This window comes from Inquilinus limosus (assembly GCF_002195995.1).
In the GTDB taxonomy this organism is placed as follows: domain Bacteria; phylum Pseudomonadota; class Alphaproteobacteria; order DSM-16000; family Inquilinaceae; genus Inquilinus; species Inquilinus limosus_C.
The window spans coordinates 55163-77322 of the sequence record NZ_NHON01000025.1; the positions used below are offsets into that span (position 1 = coordinate 55163).

General features: G+C 71.4%; 17 protein-coding genes. 7 read left to right on the plus strand and 10 right to left on the minus strand.

Annotated elements, in window-relative coordinates; genetic code table 11:
• Positions 1-10: 10 nt before the first annotated feature.
• A complete protein-coding gene (locus BWR60_RS15145; protein ID WP_144445626.1) occupies positions 11-796 on the plus strand; it encodes a thermonuclease family protein in 786 nt (261 codons plus the stop codon).
• Between the two features lie 2 nt (positions 797-798).
• The gene (locus BWR60_RS15150) at positions 799-2127 is read left to right on the plus strand and encodes a M48 family metalloprotease (protein ID WP_088151857.1); all 1329 of its coding nucleotides are present in this window, start codon (positions 799-801) and stop codon (positions 2125-2127) included.
• Between the two features lie 145 nt (positions 2128-2272).
• Here the strand turns inward: BWR60_RS15150 and BWR60_RS15155 are convergent, their stop codons facing one another.
• The 8 genes from BWR60_RS15155 to BWR60_RS15190 all read right to left on the minus strand — a co-directional run bounded on the left by BWR60_RS15155 (position 2273) and on the right by BWR60_RS15190 (position 11088).
• The gene (locus tag BWR60_RS15155; protein WP_088151858.1) at positions 2273-3160 is read right to left on the minus strand and encodes an RNA polymerase factor sigma-32; all 888 of its coding nucleotides are present in this window, start codon (positions 3158-3160) and stop codon (positions 2273-2275) included.
• Positions 3161-3328: 168 nt separating this feature from the next.
• On the minus strand, positions 3329-5359 hold the full coding sequence (locus tag BWR60_RS38675; protein WP_088151859.1) for a calcium-binding protein: 2031 nt from the start codon (positions 5357-5359) through the stop codon (positions 3329-3331).
• 159 nt (positions 5360-5518) lie between these two features.
• Complete coding sequence (locus tag BWR60_RS15165; RefSeq protein ID WP_088151860.1) at positions 5519-6337, minus strand: hypothetical protein; 819 nt, start codon at positions 6335-6337, stop codon at positions 5519-5521.
• Positions 6338-6646: 309 nt separating this feature from the next.
• Positions 6647-7147, minus strand: coding sequence for a CarD family transcriptional regulator (locus BWR60_RS15170; RefSeq protein WP_034845694.1), 501 nt, complete (start codon positions 7145-7147; stop codon positions 6647-6649).
• 276 nt (positions 7148-7423) lie between these two features.
• Positions 7424-7765 carry a ferredoxin FdxA gene (gene fdxA / locus BWR60_RS15175; RefSeq protein WP_088151861.1) on the minus strand — a complete coding sequence of 114 codons (342 nt, stop codon included), beginning with the start codon at positions 7763-7765 and terminating at the stop codon, positions 7424-7426.
• Positions 7766-7772: 7 nt separating this feature from the next.
• A complete protein-coding gene (locus tag BWR60_RS15180; protein ID WP_088151862.1) occupies positions 7773-8246 on the minus strand; it encodes a TerB family tellurite resistance protein in 474 nt (157 codons plus the stop codon).
• A 9-nt stretch (positions 8247-8255) separates the two neighbouring features.
• Positions 8256-8636, minus strand: a complete 381-nt coding sequence (locus BWR60_RS15185) for an RNA-binding S4 domain-containing protein (RefSeq protein ID WP_088151863.1) — start codon at positions 8634-8636, stop codon at positions 8256-8258.
• Complete coding sequence (locus tag BWR60_RS15190; protein ID WP_343216404.1) at positions 8629-11088, minus strand: helicase-related protein; 2460 nt, start codon at positions 11086-11088, stop codon at positions 8629-8631. Before BWR60_RS15190 ends, BWR60_RS15185 begins: the two co-directional genes overlap by 8 nt.
• Before the next feature lie 156 nt (positions 11089-11244).
• Here BWR60_RS15190 and BWR60_RS15195 point away from each other — a divergent pair, with 156 nt between their 5' ends.
• The 5 genes from BWR60_RS15195 to htpG all read left to right on the plus strand — a co-directional run bounded on the left by BWR60_RS15195 (position 11245) and on the right by htpG (position 19946).
• Entirely contained in the window at positions 11245-12750 is a 1506-nt protein-coding gene (locus BWR60_RS15195; protein ID WP_088151865.1) for a hypothetical protein, read from the plus strand.
• A gap of 36 nt (positions 12751-12786) precedes the next feature.
• Positions 12787-14328: a hypothetical protein gene (locus tag BWR60_RS15200; protein WP_088151866.1), complete on the plus strand. Its 1542-nt coding sequence runs from the start codon at positions 12787-12789 to the stop codon at positions 14326-14328.
• Positions 14329-14356: 28 nt separating this feature from the next.
• Positions 14357-15841, plus strand: coding sequence for a hypothetical protein (locus BWR60_RS37065; RefSeq protein ID WP_088151867.1), 1485 nt, complete (start codon positions 14357-14359; stop codon positions 15839-15841).
• A gap of 53 nt (positions 15842-15894) precedes the next feature.
• Entirely contained in the window at positions 15895-17970 is a 2076-nt protein-coding gene (locus tag BWR60_RS15210) for a hypothetical protein (RefSeq protein WP_088151868.1), read from the plus strand.
• 110 nt (positions 17971-18080) lie between these two features.
• Positions 18081-19946 carry a molecular chaperone HtpG gene (htpG, locus tag BWR60_RS15215; RefSeq protein ID WP_088151869.1) on the plus strand — a complete coding sequence of 622 codons (1866 nt, stop codon included), beginning with the start codon at positions 18081-18083 and terminating at the stop codon, positions 19944-19946.
• Between the two features lie 142 nt (positions 19947-20088).
• Here htpG and BWR60_RS15220 read toward each other — a convergent pair whose 3' ends face one another.
• Complete coding sequence (locus BWR60_RS15220) at positions 20089-21237, minus strand: adenylate/guanylate cyclase domain-containing protein (protein ID WP_088151870.1); 1149 nt, start codon at positions 21235-21237, stop codon at positions 20089-20091.
• A 7-nt stretch (positions 21238-21244) separates the two neighbouring features.
• Complete coding sequence (locus BWR60_RS15225) at positions 21245-21856, minus strand: MlaC/ttg2D family ABC transporter substrate-binding protein (RefSeq protein ID WP_230983063.1); 612 nt, start codon at positions 21854-21856, stop codon at positions 21245-21247.
• Between the last annotated feature and the right edge of the window lie 304 nt (positions 21857-22160).

Genomic DNA, 22160 nt, shown 5'->3' on the forward strand with positions numbered 1-22160 from the left:
AGGCTCTGCGGTGCGAGACCGCAGTCACCTGTCCTATGCTGCCGGGATGCGCCGCACCCTGCTTCTCCTGCTCCTGCTCTGCACCGCCGGCGGCGCCGGGGCCCAGCCGTCGGACGGGCTCGACTACGACCCGCCGATGGCGGTCGTCGCCGTGCTGGACGGCCGCACCCTGGCCCTCGCCGACGGCACGGTGGTGCGGCTCAGCGCACTCGACATCCCCGCCGGCAGATGGCGCGACATCGCCAGGTCGGTCCTCGCCGGCCTCGTCCAGGGCCGTTCGGTCCGGCCGGCCTGGCTGGTGCCGCCGGACCGGTACGGCCGGGCGCCGGCGCAGCTGCAGCGCGACGACGGCCTGTGGATCGAGGAGGAGATGCTGGCCCGGGGCCTGGCGCGGGTCGACGCCGGCGGCGAGGACCCGGCCCCGGCCCTGGTCTCGCTGCTGGTGACGGAAGCCGAGGCCCGCGCCGCCGGCCGGGGGCTGTGGGGCGATCCCGCTTTGGCGGTGCGCCCAGCCGACACGCTCGGCCGCGGCGACCTCGACCGCTTCCAGATCGTCGAGGGCCAGGTGCTGCAGGCGGCGCTGCTGCGCGGCCGCGCCTACCTCAATTTCGGCACCGATCGACGCCAGGATTTCACCGTGACGGCGGGGCCGGAGGTTACCGGCGGGTCGCCGACGGCGGAGCAGGATCTTGTGGCCCTGCAGGGCCGGCGGGTCCGGGTGCGCGGCTGGCTCGACTGGTCGGGCGGGCCGCATATCGCCCTGACGCGCATGGAGCAGATCGAGAGGCTTGATTGAAGATGACGCCGTCCCGCCGCCACCTGCTGCTCGGTCTCGCCGCCCTGCCGCTGCTGCCGCGCCCGACCCTGGCCGACACGGCGGAGGCCCGGGCGATCCGGGCCACCTTCGGCGGCCCCTATGACGCGCCGGCACTGCGCGGCCATGTCGGCCGCATCGCCCAGCGGGTGGCCGATGCCGAGACCGGCGGCCGCCTCAAGGTGGCGGTCGAGCTGCTGGATTCCGACCAGGTCAACGCCGCCGCCCTGCCGGACGGGCGGCTGCTGGTCAATCGCGGCCTGCTGGCCCTGGCCCGCAGCGAGGCCGAGCTGGCCTTCGTGCTGGCGCATGAGATCGGCCATGTCGTCGCCGGCCATGCCAGGCAGGGGGAGGCGCGGCCGCCGGTCGACCCGGCCATCGCCGGCATGGCCGAGGTCCAGGCCGAGGCCGCGTTCAACCGCGGGCAGGAGCGCGAGGCCGACCGGATCGGCCTCGACGCCCTGGCCCGGGCCGGCTTCGACCCCGGCGCGGCCCTGTCCTTCCTGGCCCGGTTCGGCGCCGCCCAGGGCCTCGCCGCCTCCCTGTCCGGCCGGCCGGAGCCGGCTGCGATCGGCGACCACCCGGAGGTGGCGGAGCGGATCGCCGCGGCCCGGGCCCAGATCGCGGGCCTGCCGGCGGGCGAAGCGGGGGAGGCGGCGTGGCTTGACGCCGTCGACGGCCTGCCCTGGGGCGAGGGCGCGGGCCAGATCCCGATCCGAGGCCAGGCCGTGATCGACCCCGTGGCCGGCTTCCGCTGGGACGCGCCGCCGGGCGTGGCGCTGCTGCGCCAGCGCCAGCGGCTGATGGGGCTTGGGCCGGAGGATTCGGTGATCCTGTTCGACCACCTGTCGCAGCCCCGCGCCCTGCCGGCCCGGCTGTTCCTGGAGCGGGTGTGGGGCCGGCGGGCGGGCGGGGTACAGGCCGTCGGCGAGGGCGATCTCGGCGGCTTCCACGCCGCCTGGGGCGTGGCCGGCATCGCGGTCGGGGCCGAGCGCTGGGAGGCGCTGCTGGTGGCGATCGAGACCACGCCGGAGCGGCGCGAGCGCTTCACCGTCCTGACCCGGGCCGGCAGCCCGGCCGCCGCCCCGATGCGCGGCGCGGTCGAGGGCTTCCGCCGGATCGGCGCGGCCGAGGCCGCCGCGGTGCGCCCGCGCCGCCTCGCCGTCGTCGAGGTCCGGCCAGGCGACGGCGTGGCCGATCTCGCCGGGCGGATGCGGGTGGAGGCGGCGGAGGCCTGGTTCCGGCTGCTCAACGACGTGCCGGGCGACGCGCAGCCGGCGGCAGGGACCAGGGTCAAGCTGATCGTGGAGTGAAAAAAAGGGGGCCTTAGATCGACTCTTCGATCGTCATGGCGAGGAGCGCAGCGACGTGGCCATCCAGGGGCCGGTGCGCGCGGCCCCTGGATGGCCACGCCCCTTCGGGGCTCGCCATGACGAGTCGTTTTGAAAGGGAATCGGGCTACTCCTCCAGGAACAGCTCCTCCGGCCGGCTGACATGCTGGGAGATCGAGGCGCGCAACTTGGTCAGCGCCCGGTGCTCCAGCTGGCGCACCCGCTCCTTGCTGACGCCGAGCTGGCGGCCCAGCTCCTCCAGCGTCGCGCCGCTGTCGCGCAGCCGGCGCTGGCGGATGATGGTCTGCTCGCGCGGGCTCAGCGCGCCGATCGCCTCGGCCAGCCAGCGCGACCGGGTGACGTTGTCGCGCAGGCCGATCACCACCTCCTCGGGCGAGGGGCGGGTGTCGGCCAGGAGGCCCTGCCAGTCATCCTCGCCTTCCTCGGAGATCGGGGCGTTCAGCGACTGGTCGGACGCGGACAGGCGCATCTCCATCGCCTCGACATCGGCGACGTCGACCCGCAGCTCGCCGGCGATCCAGGCGCGGCCGGCCTGGGTCATGCCGGGCTGGCCGGTGGTGCCCTCGATCTTGGCGCGCAGCCGCCGCAGGTTGAAGAACAGCGATTTCTGCGCCGCCGTCGTGCCGGTGCGCACGATCGACCAGTTGCGCAGCACGTAGTCCTGCATGGCCGAGCGGATCCACCAGGCGGCATAGGTCGAGAAGCGGACCTCGCGGTCGTGCTCGAATCGCGCGGCGGCCTGCATCAGCCCGACATTGCCCTCCTGCACCAGGTCGCCGACCGGCAGGCCGTAGTTGCGGAAGCGCGAGGCGGTGGCGATCACCAGCCTGGTATAGGCCCGGACCAGGGAATGCAGCGCCGGCTCGTCATGGTCCTGGCGCCAGCGCCGGGCCAGCTCGAACTCCGCCTCGCGCGACAGCAAGGGCTCGCTCATCGACGCCTTGATGAACTTCAGGTTGGCGCGCTGGGTCTCGGGATCGTCGAGATGCGGCATGGACGCCCCCTCTTCGGCCGAACGGCGCCGCGGATCCGTCCCGCGACCTGCTAGACGAACACCCTCCCGCGCGGCGACGTTCCCTCGCCGGGTGGGAGCTTGTCCCTTTGTCCAACAGTTCGCCGGAACGGGGCGGTTCGTTACGTCCCGATGAGGTCCCGGGCGCGGCTACAGCACGAAGTCCCCGGCGACGAGGGTGACCGTGCCGGTCAGGTGAATCTCGAAGTCCGAGACGCCGTCACCGTCAATGTCGCCGGCGATGGTGGTGACGCCGCCGGATTGGGCGAAGCGCAGCTCGCCGGCGTGGTCGGTGTAGGGGCCGGTGCCGATGAAGCTGAAGGCCTGGTCGCCATCCGTGCCGGTGTCGGCATCGATGGCCGAGAGGTCGATGCGATCGCCCTGGGCGTGGCTGAAATCGGTGATCCGGTCCGTCCAGGCCCCGGCCGGGCTGTCCGAGACAGTGTTGTAGACGAAACGATCAGCTCCGGCGCCTCCGGTCAGCGTGTCCCGGCTTCCGGCGCCGATGAGCACATCGTTGCCGTTCCAGCCCTGCAGCACGTTGACGTCGGCGTTCCCCGTCAGGCTGTCGTCGCCCTGGCTGCCGGACAGGTTGTCCACCAGGACGAAGGTGTCCCCGGCGGCATATCCGCCAGTGGCGCTGTTGGTGGCCAGGTTGACCGTGACCCCGATGTTGCTGTCGAAATAGGTCACGAGATCGAAGCCGACGCCGCCGTCCAGGCGGTCGGCGCCGGCGCCGCCGCGGAGTATGTCGTCGCCTCCAGCACCAGTGAGCACATCGTCGCCTTTCCAGCCCTGCAGCAGATTGGCGCCGTCGTCCCCGACCAGGGTATCATTGCCCTGGCTGCCGGACAGGTTCTCCACCGAAAAGAAGGTGTCGCCAGCGGCATCGCCGCCGGTGGCGCTATTGGTGGCCAGGTTGACCGTGACTCCGATGTTGCTGTCGAAGTAGCTCGCGAGGTCAAGGCTGAAGAAGCCGACGCCGCCGTCCAGGCGGTCGGCGCCGGCGCCGCCGCGGAGCACATCGTCGCCGAGACCACCGAACAGCGAATCGTCCCCGGCCAGGCCGGCGAGGGTGTCGTTGCCCTCATTGCCGACCAGCACATTGGCCACGGCGGAGCCCGTCAGGGTGTCCGCGCCGCTGGAGCCGTTGATGTTCTCGAAGTCGGCGGAGATCACGTCGCCCTGGGCCTCGCCGCCGGACACGGCCAGCGTGGTCAGGTTCACCGTCAGGGCGGACGCGCCGACATAGTCGAGGGTGTCGATGCCCGCGCCGCCGGCGAGATGATCCGCGCCATCGCCGCCACGGAGGAGATCGTTGCCGTCGCCCCCGTTCAGTGTGTCGTTGCCGGCATTTCCGTACATCCGGTCAATCCCGTCGCGACCGGACAGAACATTGCTCTGGTCGTTTCCGATGAGTTCGTCGTTGCCATTCGTGCCGTAGAGATTCTCGATTCCGATGAGATAGTCATCATTGAAACCGGGACCCGACCCGTCACTATTGGCGAGGACGCCCCTGACGTTGGTGCCAAGGCCGTAATCCACGGTGTCGATGCCGGCCCCGCCGATGACGAGGTCCAGGCCCTCGCCGAGGAACAGCAGGTCGTCACCGTCGCCGCCGATCAGGACATCGTCGCCCGAGCCTCCCAACAGGGTGTCGTCGCCGGACCCGCCTTCCAGCCGGCTGTTCTCGGCGCCTGCGGACAGAACGTCGTTGAACTGCGTGCCGACCACCTCCTCGATGTTGAGCAGGACGTCGCCCTCGGCGTCGCCGCCGCTCCCCATATGGGTCGACAGGGAGACCGTGACGCCCGCGTAGCCTCCGTAGATCACCCGGTCGATCCCGGCGCCGCCATCGAGGGTGTCCGCTCCCACCCCGCCGAAGAGCAGGTCGTTGCCGTCCTCGCCGAAGAGCAGGTCATTGCCGGTGAAGCCGTACAGGCTGTCACCGCCGAGGCCGCCATGAAGCTCGTCGTCGCCGCCCGGGAAGCTGAGGCCGGTATCCCCGCGGACCAAGTCCGCTCCGCCGCCGGCGAAGACCAGGTCGTTGCCGTCGAGACCGTCGATTTCGTCGTCCCCGTCGGTCGCGAGCGGGATGTCTTTATAGCCCGGCGGCACGACGGTCGAATCGCCGGCGACATGGATTACGTCGTTGGAATCGGTTCCCACAATATCGGCCATAATGCCCCCCTCGATCAATTCGGACGGCGGCACGGTGGCCGCGTCGCAGACGACCGTCCCGACGTCCCGGGAAACCGATGCTAGGGCAGGGGGAAGCCGCCGGGCGACGCGTCCAAACGGAGCGCCTCCGAATGGACGAGAGAGGCGGAGATGCCGGAATCAGGCCTCGACGATCTCGGCCAGGGTGCCGTCGGGCTCGAACAGGCCGCAGGCCAGGCGGCCGCCGCGGCCGCAGCCGGAATCGAGCGTCACCGCCAGCCCCTCCAGCTGCAGCCCGCCGCCGGCCGGGTCGTGGCCGCGGATCAGGCGGCGGAAGCCGGCATAGGGCTCGGCCAGCCCGGCGAAGCCGGCATGGGACCACCAGAAGGCATCGCCCTGCGCCGCCAGCGGCCGGCTGGGGTCGAGGCCGGCGCTGACGAACAGGATGCCGTCATCCCCGGCGAGGCGCGGCTCGGTAAAGGCGGCCCGGCGCAGCGCGGCGTACAGCGCGTTGTGGCCGGGCGCGGCGCGCATCGCCTCGCGCAGCGCGTTGGTCCAGCGGGTCAGGCGCACGGCGCCCTCGCGCGCCGCCGCCATGCCCTCCTCGGGCCGGCCGCCATAGGCGCGCAGCGTGCCCTCGACCCCCTGGGCCAGCATCCAGCGCAGCACGTCCTGCGGGTTCGGGGCGAATTGCAGCTGCAGCATCTTCTGCCACATCTCCTCCTGCGCCCCGCGCAGGAAGACGACGTCCTCGGCCAGCACGAAGGGGCGGGCGATCAGGGCCCGCCGCATCGACAGCACCTCGTCGACCAGCGCGTGCAGCCGGTCGGTGCGGCCGATCAGGTTGCCGAGATAGACCAGCCGGTCGCCGGGCTGGAACCGGGCGGCGACATGGTCGTGCAGCACGGCCAGGCGGCCGGCGTCGCCATGCACGGCGCCCACGGCCCAGATCCGCCTCGGGCGGCCGAGCTGGGCGAATTTCTCGGAATCGGGTGTCACGGGGAGATGGGGAGATCGGTCATCTGCGGCGACAGTTTAGCGGCTCGCCCCGGTGAAACCAGCCCCTTTGTACGGGAGAGCTGGGCCTTGGCCTCAGAGCCGTCATTGCGAGGAGGCGAAGCCGACGAAGCAATCCAGGGGCCGGTGCGCACCGGCCCCTGGATTGCTTCGCTGCGCTCGCAATGACGATTCTTCGGATAGAGCACAGAGACATGGAAAAGGCGGCCCGGAGGCCGCCTCTTTCAGTCTTGAGTGGCCTATCGCGCTTCGCGCTGCTTGAGGCCAAGCCGGTCTGCGAGAACAGCGGGCTCAGGCCGCCTTCTTCAGCACCTGCTCCAGCTTCTGGGTCGCCTTGACCTCGTCGATCCGCTCGACCGCGGCCAGCTCGCGCGCCAGGCGCTCCAGCGCCGCCTGGTAGATCTGGCGCTCGCTGTAGGACTGCTCCGGCTGGTCGGTGGCGCGGTGCAGGTCGCGCACGACCTCGGCGATCGACACCGGGTCGCCGGAATTGATCTTGGCCTCGTATTCCTGGGCGCGGCGGCTCCACATCGTCCGGCGCACGCGGCTGCGGCCGGTCAGGGTCTCCAGCGCGGTCTTGATCCGGTCCTTCGACGACAGCTTGCGCAGGCCCGACTTCTTGGCCTTGCCGACAGGAACCTTGAGCGTCATCCGCTCCTTCTCGAAGCTGATGGCATACAGCTGCACGGTCATGCCGCTGATGCTGTGCGTCTCGAGCGCCTCGATGCGGCCGACGCCATGCGCCGGGTACACAACGTAGTCGCCGACGTCGTACTCAAGTTCCTGAGCCATGTCTGCCAATGGAGTCACCCTCTGTGGTCGGACCCAGCGGCGGTGGCCGAAAATAGCCTCCGCCCCACGCTTCGTCGCGCCGCTGACCGTCTTCGACATCCGCACCGAAACAAAGACGCAGAAATCGACTCCGGCCCGTATGGCAATGGGTCGGAACTGGTCGTCAGCACCGGGAATGGACGAAGATTATAATACGTTGCGCACCCGATATGAAGGCCGAGTCCGCTCCGACATGACGCTTTTTTTGCAATGCAGGCCGGCGGACTCGGCGAATCGTCAATTGCCTTCGCCCGGATTCGCGCTGAAATGCTCGGGATATTTGTTCCCGACCTCCTTCCAGGAGTCGGCGTCGGCGGGCGCGTCCTTCTTGCGGGTGATGTTCGGCCAGATCCCGGAATATTCGCGGTTCAGCTCGCCCCACTTTTCCGCCGCCTCGGCCTCGGTGTCGGGCTTGATCGCCTCCGCCGGGCACTCCGGCTCACAGACGCCGCAGTCGATACACTCGTCCGGATGGATGACCAGCATGTTCTCGCCCTCGTAGAAGCAATCCACGGGGCACACTTCGACGCAATCCGTGTACTTGCACTTGATGCAAGCTTCACCAACCACATAGGCCATACTTACGTTACTCCGGCTCTCCATTGGCGGCCGCCGTGGCGCCATTGCGGGCAAGCACACGACGACGGGCAGCGCCGCTATCCGCATCCGAGACGAATAGAAGCGCCGCGACTCGCCGCATCAGATTGGCTTCGAGGTCGTCGATATTACCATCCGCGAGGATCACATCCCACAGCATTTCCACAATGCGGATGCGCGCGGGCTCGTCGCAATGCTCGCGGATGGTGTGGGTCAGGGCATGCCAGGACACGGCGCCGTCGCTGGCCCGCTCGGCCTCGGCGCCCAGCTGCGCCGCCTCGAACGGGCCGAGGCGGAAGCGCCAGGCCAGAAGGGTCTGGATGCGCTCGCTCTCCGGCTCGTCCAGCGAATCGTCGACCCGGGCGGCTTCCATCAGCAGCGCGGCGACGGCGCGGCGCAGCGTGGTGTCGTCGGCAACCGGGCGGGCATCACCACGGGCCCAGTCGAGAATATGGTTCAGCATGGCGCTGATTTAGTCGCTGTTGCCCTTCGGCGGAAGGGACCGGCGGTCCCGCCCGGTCGGCCGGGGCCCGCCGGAGGGGGGCAGCGCCGCCTCCGGCGTCGGCGGCTGCAGGTCGCGGTACAGCCCCTGCGCCTCGCTGGCCGGGCCGCGCCGCTCGCCCAAAGCGACGATCTCGATCACCCGGATGTGCCGGCCCTGCACGAAGGTCAGCACCATGCCGGGGCGGATTGCCGCATGCGCCTTCTGGGTCGGCACGCCGTCGATGCGGATGCCGCCGGCGGCGCAGACCTTGGCCGCCAGGCTGCGGGTCTTGAAGAAGCGCGCCTGCCACAGCCACTTGTCCAGCCGCGGCCGCTCGGTCTCCTCGCGCTCGGCCCCCCGCTCAGCCATTGGTGCGGCGCAGCTCGGCCAGCTTGGCGAAGGGGCTGTCGGCGCTGGCGGCGGGCTGGCGCGGCGCCTGCGGCCGCCGGGCCTTCACCGGAACATAGGTCACGCGTCCCTCATCGTCCTGGGTCGGCCGATACCCGGCCGCCAGCAGGATAGCCGGGATTTCGGCGACGGTGCAGCCGACGATCGGCGCCAGCGCCGGATCGGCGGTCAGCCCGCCCTGGCGGCGGCGCGACTCGGCGGCGTCGCGCAGCGCGTCGATGCGGTCGAGGCGGATGCGGCGCGGGCCGAACAGGGCGAAGCCGGCCAGGTCCAGCGCCGCGGCGTCCTCGCCCTCCTCGACGGCGACCGAGATCCGGCCGGGGGCGGGCAGGGCGGCCGGCAGCGGCCGGCCGGCGGCGACCGCGCCCAGCAGCACCCGCAGGCCCGTCGGCCGCGGCTTCAGCATTGGCGCCAGATAGACGTGGCCGGGGCCGAATCGCACGCCGAAGCCGGACAGCTGTCGGCGGTCGGCGGCGGTCAAGGCGTGGATCAGCCCGTCCAGCGCCGGCCGCGGCAGCAGCCCCAGCCCCTCGACCAGCTGGAAGGCGATGCCGCGCGCGGCGCCGCTGATGGCGGCATCGCGCAGTCGCAAAAGAGGTTGAAGCTCGCGCGCCACATGGTCGGCCAGGAAGCGGGTCAACCGCGCCGCCACCCGGTCGCGACCGGCGCCGTCCAGCAGGTCGGTGTCGCGCACCCGCACCGCCGGGGCCAAAGGCGACGGGCCGGCGGCGATCCGGCCGATGCCGGTGCCGCGCCAGGAGATGACGCCGTCGGCGGCCAGGGCCAAATCCTCGTCCGGCGCCGCCTCCAGCTTGCCGATGCGGCCGGCGACCTCGTCCTTCAGCGCCCGCCGTGCGGCGCTGAGGATCGCCTTGAGGTCGTCATCCTCGATCGTGGCGTCGGGATAGAAGGAGAAGGCCTCGATGCTGCCGACATGCTCGCCTTCGACCAGCACCTCGCCCTTGGCGTTGACCGCGGCCAGCAGCTCGCCGCCGGCCTTCATGGTGCGCACCAGCAGGGCGGTGCGCCGGTCGACGAAGCGCTGGGTCAGCCGCTCATGCAGCGCGTCGGACAGCCGGTCCTCGACCGCGCGGGTGCGCTCCTGCCAATGGCCCGGATCGGCGATCCAGGCGCCGCGATGGGCGATGTAGGTCCAGGTCCGGACATGGGCGATGCGGGCCACCAGCGCGTCGATGTCGCCCTCGGTGCGGTCCAGCTTCTCGACCTGCTCGGCCACCCAGTCGGTGTCCAGCCGCCCGGCCAGGCCGGTGGTCAGCTGGCGGAAGATCTGGCCCTGCATCCGGATATGGGCGTCGGACAGCACCTTGCGGAAATCCGGGATCTGGCACACCTCCCACAGCAGGCGCACCGCCGCCGGGTTGCGGGCGCGGCCGACCAGCTCCTCGTCGCGCATCAGGAGGCCCAGCGACAGCTGGTCGTCGGCCTCGGCCATGCGCCGTAGCTCCGGCCGCGTCGGCCGCCGCTCCAGGCTGCGCAGCAGGCCGAGCGGGCTGCGGAAATCCAGGTCGTTGTTGCGCCACATCACCGACTGCAGCGGGTCGAAGCGGTGGTTCTCCACCCGCTCGACCAGCTCCTCATCCAGCGTCCCGGCCTCGTCGGTGGTGCCGAAGGTGCCGTTGGCCATGTGCCGCCCGGCGCGGCCGGCGATCTGGGCGATCTCGGTGGCGCGCAGCCGGCGCGGGAAGCGGCCGTCGAACTTGGTCAGCCGGGCGAAGGCGACATGGTCGATGTCCATGTTCAGCCCCATGCCGATGGCGTCGGTCGCCACCAGGTAGTCGACCTCGCCCGACTGGTACAGGCCGACCTGGGCGTTGCGGGTGCGGGGCGACAGCGCGCCCAGCACCACCGCGGTGCCGCCGCGGGTGCGGCGCATCAGCTCGGCGATCTCGTAGACGTCGTTGGCCGAGAACACGACGATGGCGCTGCGCGGCGGCAGCCGGGTCAGCTTGCGCTTGCCGGTGTGGGTCAGCTCCGAGAAGCGCGGCCGGGTCACGAACTCCGCCTCCGGCACCAGCTTGCGGATCAGCGGGCGGATCGTCTCCGACCCCATCACCATGGTCTCGGCATGGCCGCGGGCGTGCAGCAGCCGGTCGGTGAAGACGTGGCCGCGCTCCGGATCGGCGCAGAGCTGGATCTCGTCGATGCCGACGAAGGCGACCGGCCGGTCCAGCGGCATGCTCTCGACCGTGCACAGGAACCAGCGAGCGCCGGGCGGGACGATCTTCTCCTCCCCCGTCACCAAAGCGACATGCGCCCGTCCCTTGATCGCCACGATCCGGTCGTAGTTCTCACGGGCGAGCAGCCGCAGCGGGAAGCCGATCATGCCGCTCGCATGGCCGAGCATGCGTTCGATGGCGAGATGGGTCTTTCCGGTGTTGGTCGGGCCGAGCACGGCCGTGAGGCGCGTGCGATCACCTGCGAGGTCCATACCCGACAATTGAACGCTGGCGGGTGCTAATGCAAGACTGCCGCCCCGCGGGCTGCGCGGGCGGCCCATTGGTCGCGAACGATATTGGTCGGGCCCTGCTCGACTCGACGGAGAATTGAGATGCGTCCGCTTTCCCTGCTCGCAGCCGGCGTCGCCGCCTGGATCCTCCTGCCGGCCGCCGCCCAGGCGCAGGCGACGGCGGAGGGCGCCGACAAGATCCGGCTGGGCCTCAAGGACTGGATCGCCACCCACCTGGCGACCGCCGACAAGTCGGTGGTGGTCAACTTCCAGGGCCCGATCACGGTCGAGCCGCAGGGCAAGTCCTACAAGGCGGTGATCCCGCGGTCCGAGGTCGTGTTCGCGGATGGCGACAACCCGTCCACCCTGGCGCTCGACCCGGTCGAGCTGGTGATGACGCCGCTGGAGAATGGCTGGCTGGACACGGTCGCGACCATCCCCACCACCTACCGGATCACCCCGGCCAAGGGCGGCGACAAGGGCGCCGAGCTGACGATCGGCACCCAGGCGCTGCGCGGCGTGTTCGCCCCGCAATACCACGCCGTGATGTCGCTGGACGGCAAGCTGGGCCAGATCACCGCCCATTCGCTGAACCCGGCCGAGGCCAAGGGCGCGCTGAAGATCGACGAGATCACGCTGGCCGGCGACAGCACCGCGGTCGGCCCGGACACCTATGACAGCACCGGCACGGTGGGCTTCTCCGGCCTCTCCTTCATCGACGAGACCGGGGCCCAGCTGCTGCATCTCGACGGCGCCACGGTCGAGGGCAAGGCGGCGGCGGCGAACATGGCGGCGCTGCGCGGCTTCAGCGACAAGCTGACCGACCTGCAGAAGCGCTACCCGGCCGAGCCCGGCGGCGAGATGCCGAAGGAGTTCCTGGCCGAGCTCGGCCGCGTGTTCCAGGGCACGCCGAAGCTGTTCAACGATTTCGGCTTCAGCTACGGGGTGAAGGGCGTCGAGGTCACGCCCGGCGCCGGCGACGGGGTCGACAAGGTGACGCTGGCCTCGGCCGGCTTCGGCGTCGGCATCGCCGGCCTGGCGCAGGACGCCTCGACCTTCCGGATCAATCTCGACCTCGCCCAGCTCGGCATCGACCCGCTGCCGGAGTTCGGCCAGTTCATCCCGCACACCGCCACGGTGGACCTGGCGCTGACCAACCTGCCGAACCAGGCGCTGCTCCAGGCCCTGACCGGCATGCTCGACAGCTCGGCCACGCTCGGCCCCGACCAGGCGGCGGAGATCGCGGCCGCCCAGCTGCAGCAGGCGGTGATGAACGGCAACGGCGCGCTGGAGATCCGCTCGTTCAAGGCGTCGTCGCCGCTGACCAGCATCGACCTGACCGGCACGATGCGGCCGAACCCGAAGGCGCCGCTGATGATGACCGGCGACGCCCGGCTGGTGGTCACCGGGCTGGACAAGGCGCTGGAGGCGGCGAAGGCCGTGCCGGACGGGGTGGAGATGGTGCAGGGCCTGACCGTGCTGCAGACCATGGGTGCGGAGGAGACGGTCGACGGCCAGCCGGCCCGCACCTACAAGCTCGAGATCAGCGAGAAGGGCGACATCCTTCTCAACGGCACCGACCTCAAGCCGCTGCTCGGCATGCGCTGAGCCGACGGCCACGATATCGCATTGCGGGAGGCAAAGATGAGACGGTCGATCTGCATCCTGGCGGGCGCCGTCCCGCTCTGTCTCGCCGGCGGCGCCTGGGCGCAGTCGACGCCCGACGGCGCGGCGGGGCTGCGCGACGGGCTGAACGACATGCTGAAGCCGATCCTGGACATCCGGGTGCAGCAGCAGCCGCTGTTCACCGGTCCGGTCACGGTCGAGCCGGCGGGCGCCGGCTACTCGGTCGTGTTCCCCGGCATCGACCTGACGCTGAAGGGCAAGGAGGCGGCGTCGAAGGCGGTGGCGCTGCATTGCGACGCCCAGACCTACAGCGCCGCCTCGACCGGCGCCGCCACCTGGCGGCTGGAGAGCAGCGAGCCGGTGAACTGCGTCGCCACGCCGGAGGGGGAGAGCAAGATCACCCTGACCAGCCGGGCGCTGCAGGCCCATTTCACGGTCGACCTGCAGCAGAAGCTGTTCACCGAGGCGGAATGGCGGCTCGACGGCCTCTCCGGCACCCAGGACGGGAAGCAGGGGAAGGTCACGGTCGACACCCTGTCCGCCAGCAGCCAGCTGCGCCCGGCGACCGCCCCCGACCGGCACGACGTCGCCTTCAAGATGGAGGCCAGCGGCATCAGCGCCCTGGACGAGACCGGGGTCGAGCGGTTCAGCATGGGCCATGCCGCCTATGACGGCACCATGGACGGCATGAACGTGCACCAGGTCATGTCGTCCTACGGCCAGGTGATCGACGTCTATGTCGAGATGTTCGAATCGCTCGCCGATTCCGGCACCGCGGCCGATCCGAAGCAGGCGGCCGCGGTGCAGGGCGAGGTGATGAAGAGGATCATGGGCCCGTTCAAGGAGATGATGGCGGCCTATGGCGACGGCGGCCAGTTCGGCGCGACGATGACCGACCTGCGGGTGAAGGCGCCGGACGTGCAGGTGACGCTGGACCGGACGCGCATCGTCGAGGGCTATGCCGGCGCGGCCACGCCGGGCAGCGGCACCGGGGTGATCGAGATGGAGATGGCCGGGCTGGCGATCGCCCCGAAGCCGCCCTTCGCCGAATGGATCCCGACCGACGCGACCATCCGCCTGAACGGCAGCGCCATTCCCTGGGCTGAGGTCGGCACCGCCTATATGGGGGTGATGGAGGCCTCGGCCGGCCAGGCCGCGGACCCGGCCAAGGCCCAGCAGGCGATGGCCCAGGCGATGATGGAGCTCGGCGGCGTCCTGCGCAAGGCCGGCAGCCGGCTCGACGTCACCAGCTTCCACATCGCGGCGCCGCAGGCGGCGATCGACCTGAAGGGCTCGGTCCAGGGCAAGGACGCGGCGGCGCATGGTGTGAACGCCGATCTCGACCTGCGCTTCACCAATCTCGACGGGCTGATCAAGTTCATCCAGAGCCAGCCGGACGGCGCCCAGGCGGCGGCCGGCCTGACCATGGCGCAGGTGATGGGGCGCCAGGCCACCGCCGATGACGGCCGTCCGGCGCGGGATTACGACATCGTCGTCGACGATGCCGGCAAGATCCTGGTCAACGGCACCGACCTGGCGGCGCTGGCGCCGAAGCAGTAGCCGCCGGCTCCGGGGAGAAGATCTCATCGTGCGCCGCCTTGCCGTCCTTCTCGGGGCCGCCCCGCTCTGGCTCGCCGGCCCGGCCCTGGCGCAGGCGACGGCGGAGGGCGCGGCGGCGCTGCAGGCGGGCCTGGCCGCGATCACGGCGCCGTTGCAGGCCGCCGGCCGGGACGGCGACGCCCGTTGGGAGGGCAGCTGGGAGGTCGAGCCGGATGGCGCCGGCTACCGCGTGACTTGGCCAGCCGTGGCCGGCACCCTGACGAAGGGCGGCGCGGCGGGTGCGCCGGCCATCGCGCATTTCCGGTGCAAGCCGGACCGCAGCGTCGCCACCCCGGTGTCGGAGGGCGTCTATCGGCTGCACAGCGCGTCGCCTTGGGATTGCGTGCTGGAGATGGAGGGCGGCCGTCGCGCCTTCCGCTTCACCAGCCGGACGCGCAGCGAGGACAATCTCGTCGACCTGACGCAGGGCGCCTTCACCGAAACCTCCGCGACGGTGGAAGGGATGACGATCGCGGCCGCCGGCGACGGCACGGCGCCGCTGGCGTCCTCCTCCCGGATGGAGATGTCCAGCCGGGGCAAGCCCAGCGGCCGTCCCGGCCGGCGCGACCTGGTCGTGCGGTCAACCACCGAGGGCATGCGAGTCGCCGGCCCAGACGGCACCGAGCGCTTTGCCGCATCGCGGGTAGAGAGCGAGAGACACCTGTTCGACTACGGCCATGACGGCGAGGTGCGGCGCTATCTGGACCTGACGCGCATGATCGATCTGGTCGAGGAGCAGCAGCGCGATCCCGCCTCGCCGAAGGCGCCGACGCAGATGTTGTTTTCCTTCGCCCAGATGGTCGGCAGTTACGGCGACCGTATCCGTTCCAGCACGACCTATACAGGCTACCGCGCCTCGGTCCCGGGGGCGCCGGGCGGATCATTCGGCGTGGAGACACTGAAGGTCGACATCGACGCGGAGGGGATCGGCGGCGACTCCGGTCGCGGCCGGGTGGTCGTCACGATCTCGGGGCTGGCAGGCTGGGCGCCGTTCCTCGGCGACTGGGCCCCGCGCGACGTCACGCTCTCGGTGGCGGCGACCGGCGTGCCCTTCCGGTCGCTGCTGCAGGCGATCGACTCGGATTCGACTCCGGCGGTCCTGCCGCGCCTCGCCGGCCTGCTGGGGCAGGCGGGAAGCCGGCTGGAGATCGAGGCCGCGCAGCTGCGCACGGCGGCGGGCGGCGCGCTCGACCTGCATGGCTCGGTCCGGGCCGATGCAGCGGCGGCCCATGGCGTCGACGGCAGGGCTATGCTGCGCCTGACCGGGCTGGCGCCGCTGGCCGCCTTCCTGCGCTCGCGGCCGCAGACGGCGGCGCTGGCCGACCGGGTCGACGCGGTCGAGGCGCTGGGCCGCGCCGTCGACCTCGATGCCGGCGGCATGGCGCGGGACTACGAGATCGTGCTGGGCGGCGACCCGGTGCTGCGGGTGAATGGCGTCGACCCTGCTTCGGTGCTGCGCGCATCGCAGCCCTAGGCGGACTCGAGGATGTTGGCGGCGGCATCGCCGCCGGCCGGAAAGGATGGATCATGCGTCGTTTTGCTCCGCTTCTGCTCGGCACCGTCCCGCTCTGGCTGGCCGGGTCCGCCCTGGCGCAGGCGACGCCGGAGGGGGCGGCCGCCCTGCAGAAGGGGCTCGCGGCGGTCCTGACCCCGACCCTGGCCACGCCCGGGCTGGGCGAGCCGATCTTCGAGGGCGGCTGGACGGCCGAGCCGGCCGGCGCCGGATACAGCGTCACCGGCCCGGCCCTGTCGCTGGCGCTGCGCGACGACGATGCCGACGGCCGCAAGCGGGTGGTGCGGATCCGCTGCGACGGCGACCGCTACACCGCCACGGCCGGCGCGGAATCGGTCTGGCGGCTGACGGGCGAGACGCCGCTGCGCTGCGAGATCCGGCCGGGCGGGGATCAGCCCATCACCATCACCAGCCGCAGCCGCCATGCCGAGCTGACCGTCGACCTCGCCGCGTCGCTGCTGACCGCCTCCAGCGACGTGTCGGACGGGCTGACGGTGACCGAGGGCGACAAGACCCAGATCGCCGTGCACCGGCTGAGCCTGACCAGCGCCACCACGCCGCGCACCGGCGGCTCCGGCGCGCAAGGATCCGGCCCGGCGCGGCAGGACATCGCCCTGCGGGTCGAGGCGGAAGGGCTGTCGGCCGGCGATCCTGCGGCCGGCGACGGCGTCACGCTGGGCCGGCTGCGCTACAGCGGGACGCTGGAGGATGTCGACGCCGCGGCGCTGCGCGACCGGGTGTGGCGGGTGATCGCCTTCGCCCTCGACGCCGCCCGGCGCGACCCGCAGGCGCCGGAACCGCCGAACGCCAAGCGCAAGCTGGACGTGCTGATGCGGCAGGTGATGGAGCTGAGCGGCAGTGCGTCGCGCACCGAGCTGACGCTGACCGACCTGCAGGGCGGCGGCGACGAGACCACGGTCGGCTTCGAGTCGCTGACCCTCGGCGGCGGCTACAGCGGCCTGGACCGCGCCGCCCCGGGCCGCGGCCTGGGCAGCGACATGGCGCTGGAGCTGCGCGGGCTGAAGGTCGCGGATGCGCCGACCAAGGCGGAGCCTGGGAACCTGTCGGTCGACCGGGTGCGGCTGTCGGGCACGCTGACCCCGGCCGCCGGCAAGCCGACCGCCGGAGGCGCGCTGACGCTCGATGTCGACGGCGTGTCCTTCGCCCTGACCCAGGGCCCCGGCGCGACCGCGCCGGACACGCAGTTCACCCTCGGCAACGCCCGGTATGCGGTGGCGGCCGACGGCCTGGACGTCGCCGGCCTGATCGAGGTGATCGACGGGTTCGGGCAGCTGCTGGCCAAGCATGGCGACGACACCCCGCCGGCGGCGGAGCTGGACCCCTGGTTCGCCCGGGCCAAGGCGACCATCGCGGCGCTGTCGCAGTACAAGACCGAGATCGCGCTCAGCGACCTGCGCCTGCGGTCGCCGGAGGTGACGCTCGCCATCGGCGGCATCGGCTATGGCGAGACCTATGCCGGGCTGGACACCGACCAGGCCGGCTACGGCCTGCACCTGGCGCTGGACGACCTGACGCTCGACCCCGACCTGCCCTTCGCCGGCTGGGTGCCGCAGCAGGCGAAGATCGACATCGCGGTGAAGGACGTCCCCAGCCGCTCGGTCCAGGGGCTGTTCTGGGACGGGGTCGAGGGGGCCATCCGCGCCGACCAGCAGAAGGACAGCGACCCGCAGGTGCCGCCCCTTGGGGACCTGGCCTTCGAGAAGGCGATGCAGCGGATCGGCGCCCGGCTGCTGCAGTCCAATGCCAGCCTGTCGATCGACAGCTTCAGCATCACCGCGCCGAAGGGGGCGATCGACCTCAGCGGCGGCGGCACGGTGGACCCGCAGGCGCGCTTCGGCGTGACGGCGCAGGGCAAGCTGCAGGTCGCGGGCCTCGACACCTTCGTCACGTTCCTGCAATCCCAGCCCGACGGCGCGGACGCCGCCGCCGGTATCACCGTCTTCCAGATGCTGGGGCGCGAGGCCAAGGCCGCGGACGGAATGGCGGCCCGCATCTACGACCTCGTGGTCGACCCCTCCGGCCGGGCGCTGATCAACGGCACCGACCTGGCGGCGCTGGTGCCGAAGTAAGGCGCCGCCGCCCGGGCGGCGCAGGCAAGGGCTGCTGCGGCAGGGGTTGCGGCCAGCGGCGGCTTTGCCCATATCGGGCGGCGACACCGAAGACCCGACCGGACCCCGAGATGGACCAGCAGAAGACCGACGAAACCCTGACCTTCCAGGCCGAAGTCAGCCGCCTTCTCGATATCGTGGCGCATTCGCTCTACAGCCAGAAGGAGGTGTTCCTCCGCGAGCTGATCTCGAACGCCTCCGATGCCTGCGACCGGCTGCGCTATGCCGCGATCACGGCGCCCGAGCTGTCGGCCGGCGACGCCGATTACCGCATCACCCTGTCCGCCGACCCGGCGGCCCGCACCCTGACCATCGCCGACAACGGCATCGGCATGGCGCGCGAGGAGCTGGTCGGCAATCTCGGCACCATCGCCCGGTCCGGCACCCGCGCCTTCGTCGAGACGCTGTCCGGCGACGCCAAGAAGGATGTCGGGCTGATCGGCCAGTTCGGCGTCGGCTTCTATTCCGCCTTCATGGTATCGCGCGAGGTCGAGGTGTTCTCGCGCAAGGCCGGCGAGGCGCAGGGCTGGCGCTGGGTCTCCGACGGCAAGGGCGCCTTCACCGTCGGCGCGGCCGACGACGTCGCCCGCGGCACCCGCATCGTCATGCATCTGTCGGAGGGCGAGGACGAGTTCCTGTCGCCGCTCAGGCTGCGCCAGATCGTCAAGACCCACTCCGACCACATCGCCATCCCGATCGTGCTGGCGGGCGAGGACGGCAAGAGCGAGACGCTGAACCGCGCCTCGGCGCTGTGGACCCGGCCGAAATCCGAGATCACGGCCGACGAGTACAAGGAGTTCTACCACCACGCCGCCCATGCCTTCGACGAGCCGTGGCTGACGGCGCATTGGAAGGCGGAAGGGGCGATCGAGTACAGCTCGCTGCTGTTCGTGCCGTCCAGCCAGCCCTTCGATTTGTGGGAGCCGGAGCGCAAGCACCGGGTCAAGCTCTATGTCCGCCGGGTGTTCGTCACCGAGGCGGCGGAAGGCCTGATCCCGCCCTATCTGCGCTTCCTGCGCGGCGTGATCGACAGCGAGGACCTGCCGCTCAACGTCAGCCGCGAGCTGCTGCAGTCGAACCCGACCGTGGCCAAGATCCGCCAGGGCGTGACCAAGAAGATCCTGTCCGAGCTCGGCCGCAAGGCCAAGGACGACGCCGAGGCCTATGGCACGTTCTGGACCGCCTTCGGCGCGGTGCTGAAGGAAGGCATCTACGAGGACCGCGACCAGCGCGACGCGCTGCTGCCGCTGCTGCGCTTCCGCTCGACCAAGGGCGACGGGCTGGTCAGCCTGGAGGAGTACGTCGGCCGGATGCGGCCGGGCCAGGACGAGATCTGGTACATCACCGGCGATGACGCGGCGGCGCTGGCCCGCTCGCCGCAGCTCGAGGGCTTCCGCGCCCGCGACATCGAGGTGCTGCTGCTGACCGACCCGGTCGACGAGTTCGCGGTGCCCTCGCTCAACGAGTTCCAGGGCAAGCCGTTCAAATCGGCCACCCGCGGCGGCGCCGACCTGTCGAAGGTCGAGGCCACGGCCGAGGCGCCGAAGCCCGAGGCGGGCGAGGGCATGGACGAGCTGGTGGCAGCGCTGAAGCTGGCCCTGGCCGACCAGGTCAAGGATGTCCGCGCCTCGCAGCGCCTGACCGACAGCGCCGTCTGCCTGGTCGCCGACGAGGGCGACACCGACCTGCATCTGGAGCGGCTCCTGAAGCAGCACCGGCGGGTCGACAGCGCGTCGAAGCGCATCCTAGAGGTCAATCCCGGCCACCCGCTGATCCGCCGGCTGGTGGAGCGGGCGGCGGCCAAGGACCCGGCGCTGGAGGATTGCGCCTTCCTGCTCCTGGACCAGGCCCGGATCATCGAGGGCGAGCCGCTGCCCGACCCGGCCGCCTTCTCCCGCCGCCTGTCCGAGGCGCTGGTCCGCGGCCTGGCGGCCTGAGGTCTTTTCACAGTTCCTGTCACCGTCATTGCGAGCGCAGCGAAGCAATCCAGGGGCCAGTGCGCACCGGCCCCTGGATTGCTTCGTCGGCTTCGCCTCCTCGCAATGACGGCGAGGAGTGGGATAGGCGGACGCCCGTCCCCTACACCGCGATCGCGAACACGGGCTGCGGCTCGGCCAGGCCGCGGATCGGGTGTGCGCCCAGCGGCTCGGCGGGCCCGGCCCAGGCCTGGCGGAAGGTGTCGGAGCACACGGTCGGCCGGTCGAGCTGCTTGGCCAGGCCTTCCAGCCGGCTGGTCAGGTTGACCGCGGGGCCCAGCACGGTGAAGTCCAGCCGGTCGGGGCTGCCGATATTGCCGTACAGCACCGGGCCGAGATGCAGCGCCGTGGCCACGGCCAGGGGCTCGGTCCCGGCGGCCAGGCCCTCGCGGATCGCCCGCACCGCGCTGACGGCGGCGTCGCAGGCCGCCGCGGCGCCGCCGGCCTGCTCGACCGGGAAGATCGCCAGCACGCCGTCGCCCATGAATTTCAGCACGTCGCCGCCGCGGTCGACGATGGCCTGGGCCACGGTCTCGAAATAGCGGTCCAGCACCTGCAGCACGGCGGCGGAGCTCAGGCGCTCGGACAAAGCGGTGAAGCCGCGCATGTCGACGAACAGGATCGCCGCGTCGACCGCGACGACGTCGCCGCGGCGGATCGCGCCCTCGGCCACCCGGTCGGCCGGGCCGACGCCCAGATAGGTGCGCAGCAGGCTGGCGGCGGAGCGGCGCATGGCGGTCGGCTCCATCGCCGCCGCCAGCGGGTGGCGCAGCCGCTCCAGCAGCGCCGCCTCGTCGCCGGTGAAGCCGCTCGGCCGGTCGGTGACGAAGCTCGCCACCTGCACCGTGGCGTTGCCGTAGACGATCGGCACGGCGAGATAGTCGGTGCCCCCGGCCTCGGCCAGCTCATGGAAGATGGTGTGGTCGCCCGGCCCCAGCGCGGTGAGCGCGCGGCGCAGCGGCCGGCGGCTCACCAGCACCGCCTCGTACGGGCTGCCGAGGAAGGTGCTGGTCAGCAGCACCTTGCGGTCGATCACGAAGTCCTCGCCGCCCCGGGCCGTGGTCCACACCACGCCCCAGGCGGTCAGCAGCGGATGGGTGATGCTCTGCCCGATCCGCACCCGCTGCAGCGGCACGCTGGCGGCGATCAGGCGGCGGCAGAAGCCGTCGACCAGCGCCACCGGATCGGCCAGCAGCCGGCCTTCGGCCACCAGCCAGTCCGTGACGTCGCGGCCGACATCCGCCAGCGCCATCGCCGGCTCAGCCGCCGGCCCGCTGGCGCATCGCCTGCAGCAGCCCCTCGATGTTGCCGCCGTTCTGGGCGATCACCGACGCGAACTCGTCGCGCTGGGTCACGCTCATGCTGACCCGGGCGACGATGACGTCCACCACCTTGTAGCTGCCGCCGGCCGGGCGCACCCGCCAGTCGACCTGGATCGGCGGGCCGTCCTTCTGCCGGATCTCGGTCGCGACCAGGGTGTCGTTGCCGACCGCCCGGGTGCCCTTTATCACCAGCGTCTCGCCCTGGTAGTTCTGGAACCGCCGGGAATAGGTCTCGACGATCATCCGCTCGAACAGGTCCATGTACTCCCGCTTCTGGTCGGGGGTGGCGCTGTTCCAGTAGCGGCCGAGCACGAAGCGGCCGATCGTCGGCAGGTCGAATCCCTGGTTCAGGATCTGGGTGAACTGGGCCTTGCCCTGGGCCGTGGAGGCGCCGCCGGCCTGGAGGATGCCGATCGCCCGCTTGGCCATGTCGTCGATGAAGGCCGCGGCCCCGTCGGCCTGCGCAAAAGCCAGGCGGGGCAGCCCCGCCAGCAGCAGCGAAGCCGTCGCCATGGCGCCTGCGGTCAGCACCGTCCGTCTGTCGATCATGTCTGGACCTTTGTCGTTCTGGGATACCGTCTGCCGCCCACCCCGGCCCGAAAGCCGGAGCCCCCCGTCGGAGGCAGGGGGCGGATTATAGACGAAACGCAGCGGCGGTCATGCGGCAAGACACTACAATGGTCTCAGTCGCGTTTGCGGCCCCCAAGCAGGGGCAGGGCTCCCACCGCGATGCCGATCACCAGCGCCGCCAGCGCCGCCTTGGGCGCGGCCTTGGCGGCGGACAGGCCGAGCCCGGCGGCGACGCCTTCCAGCCCGGCCCCGGCCGCCGAGGCCGGCGGGGGCGGCGCCGGGC

What these genes read in the sequence shown, in the direction of transcription:
- BWR60_RS15150 (WP_088151857.1), top strand. Translation starts at nt 799, where the DNA reads ATGACGCCGTCCCGCCGCCACCTGCTGCTCGGTCTCGCCGCCCTGCCG.
- BWR60_RS15155 (WP_088151858.1), bottom strand. Translation starts at nt 3,160, where the DNA reads ATGCCGCATCTCGACGATCCCGAGACCCAGCGCGCCAACCTGAAGTTC.
- BWR60_RS38675 (WP_088151859.1), bottom strand. Translation starts at nt 5,359, where the DNA reads ATGGCCGATATTGTGGGAACCGATTCCAACGACGTAATCCATGTCGCC.
- BWR60_RS15170 (WP_034845694.1), bottom strand. Translation starts at nt 7,147, where the DNA reads ATGGCTCAGGAACTTGAGTACGACGTCGGCGACTACGTTGTGTACCCG.
- fdxA (WP_088151861.1), bottom strand. Translation starts at nt 7,765, where the DNA reads ATGGCCTATGTGGTTGGTGAAGCTTGCATCAAGTGCAAGTACACGGAT.
- BWR60_RS15180 (WP_088151862.1), bottom strand. Translation starts at nt 8,246, where the DNA reads ATGCTGAACCATATTCTCGACTGGGCCCGTGGTGATGCCCGCCCGGTT.
- BWR60_RS15185 (WP_088151863.1), bottom strand. Translation starts at nt 8,636, where the DNA reads ATGGCTGAGCGGGGGGCCGAGCGCGAGGAGACCGAGCGGCCGCGGCTG.
- BWR60_RS15195 (WP_088151865.1), top strand. Translation starts at nt 11,245, where the DNA reads ATGCGTCCGCTTTCCCTGCTCGCAGCCGGCGTCGCCGCCTGGATCCTC.
- BWR60_RS15200 (WP_088151866.1), top strand. Translation starts at nt 12,787, where the DNA reads ATGAGACGGTCGATCTGCATCCTGGCGGGCGCCGTCCCGCTCTGTCTC.
- BWR60_RS15210 (WP_088151868.1), top strand. Translation starts at nt 15,895, where the DNA reads ATGCGTCGTTTTGCTCCGCTTCTGCTCGGCACCGTCCCGCTCTGGCTG.
- htpG (WP_088151869.1), top strand. Translation starts at nt 18,081, where the DNA reads ATGGACCAGCAGAAGACCGACGAAACCCTGACCTTCCAGGCCGAAGTC.
- BWR60_RS15220 (WP_088151870.1), bottom strand. Translation starts at nt 21,237, where the DNA reads ATGGCGCTGGCGGATGTCGGCCGCGACGTCACGGACTGGCTGGTGGCC.
- BWR60_RS15225 (WP_230983063.1), bottom strand. Translation starts at nt 21,856, where the DNA reads ATGATCGACAGACGGACGGTGCTGACCGCAGGCGCCATGGCGACGGCT.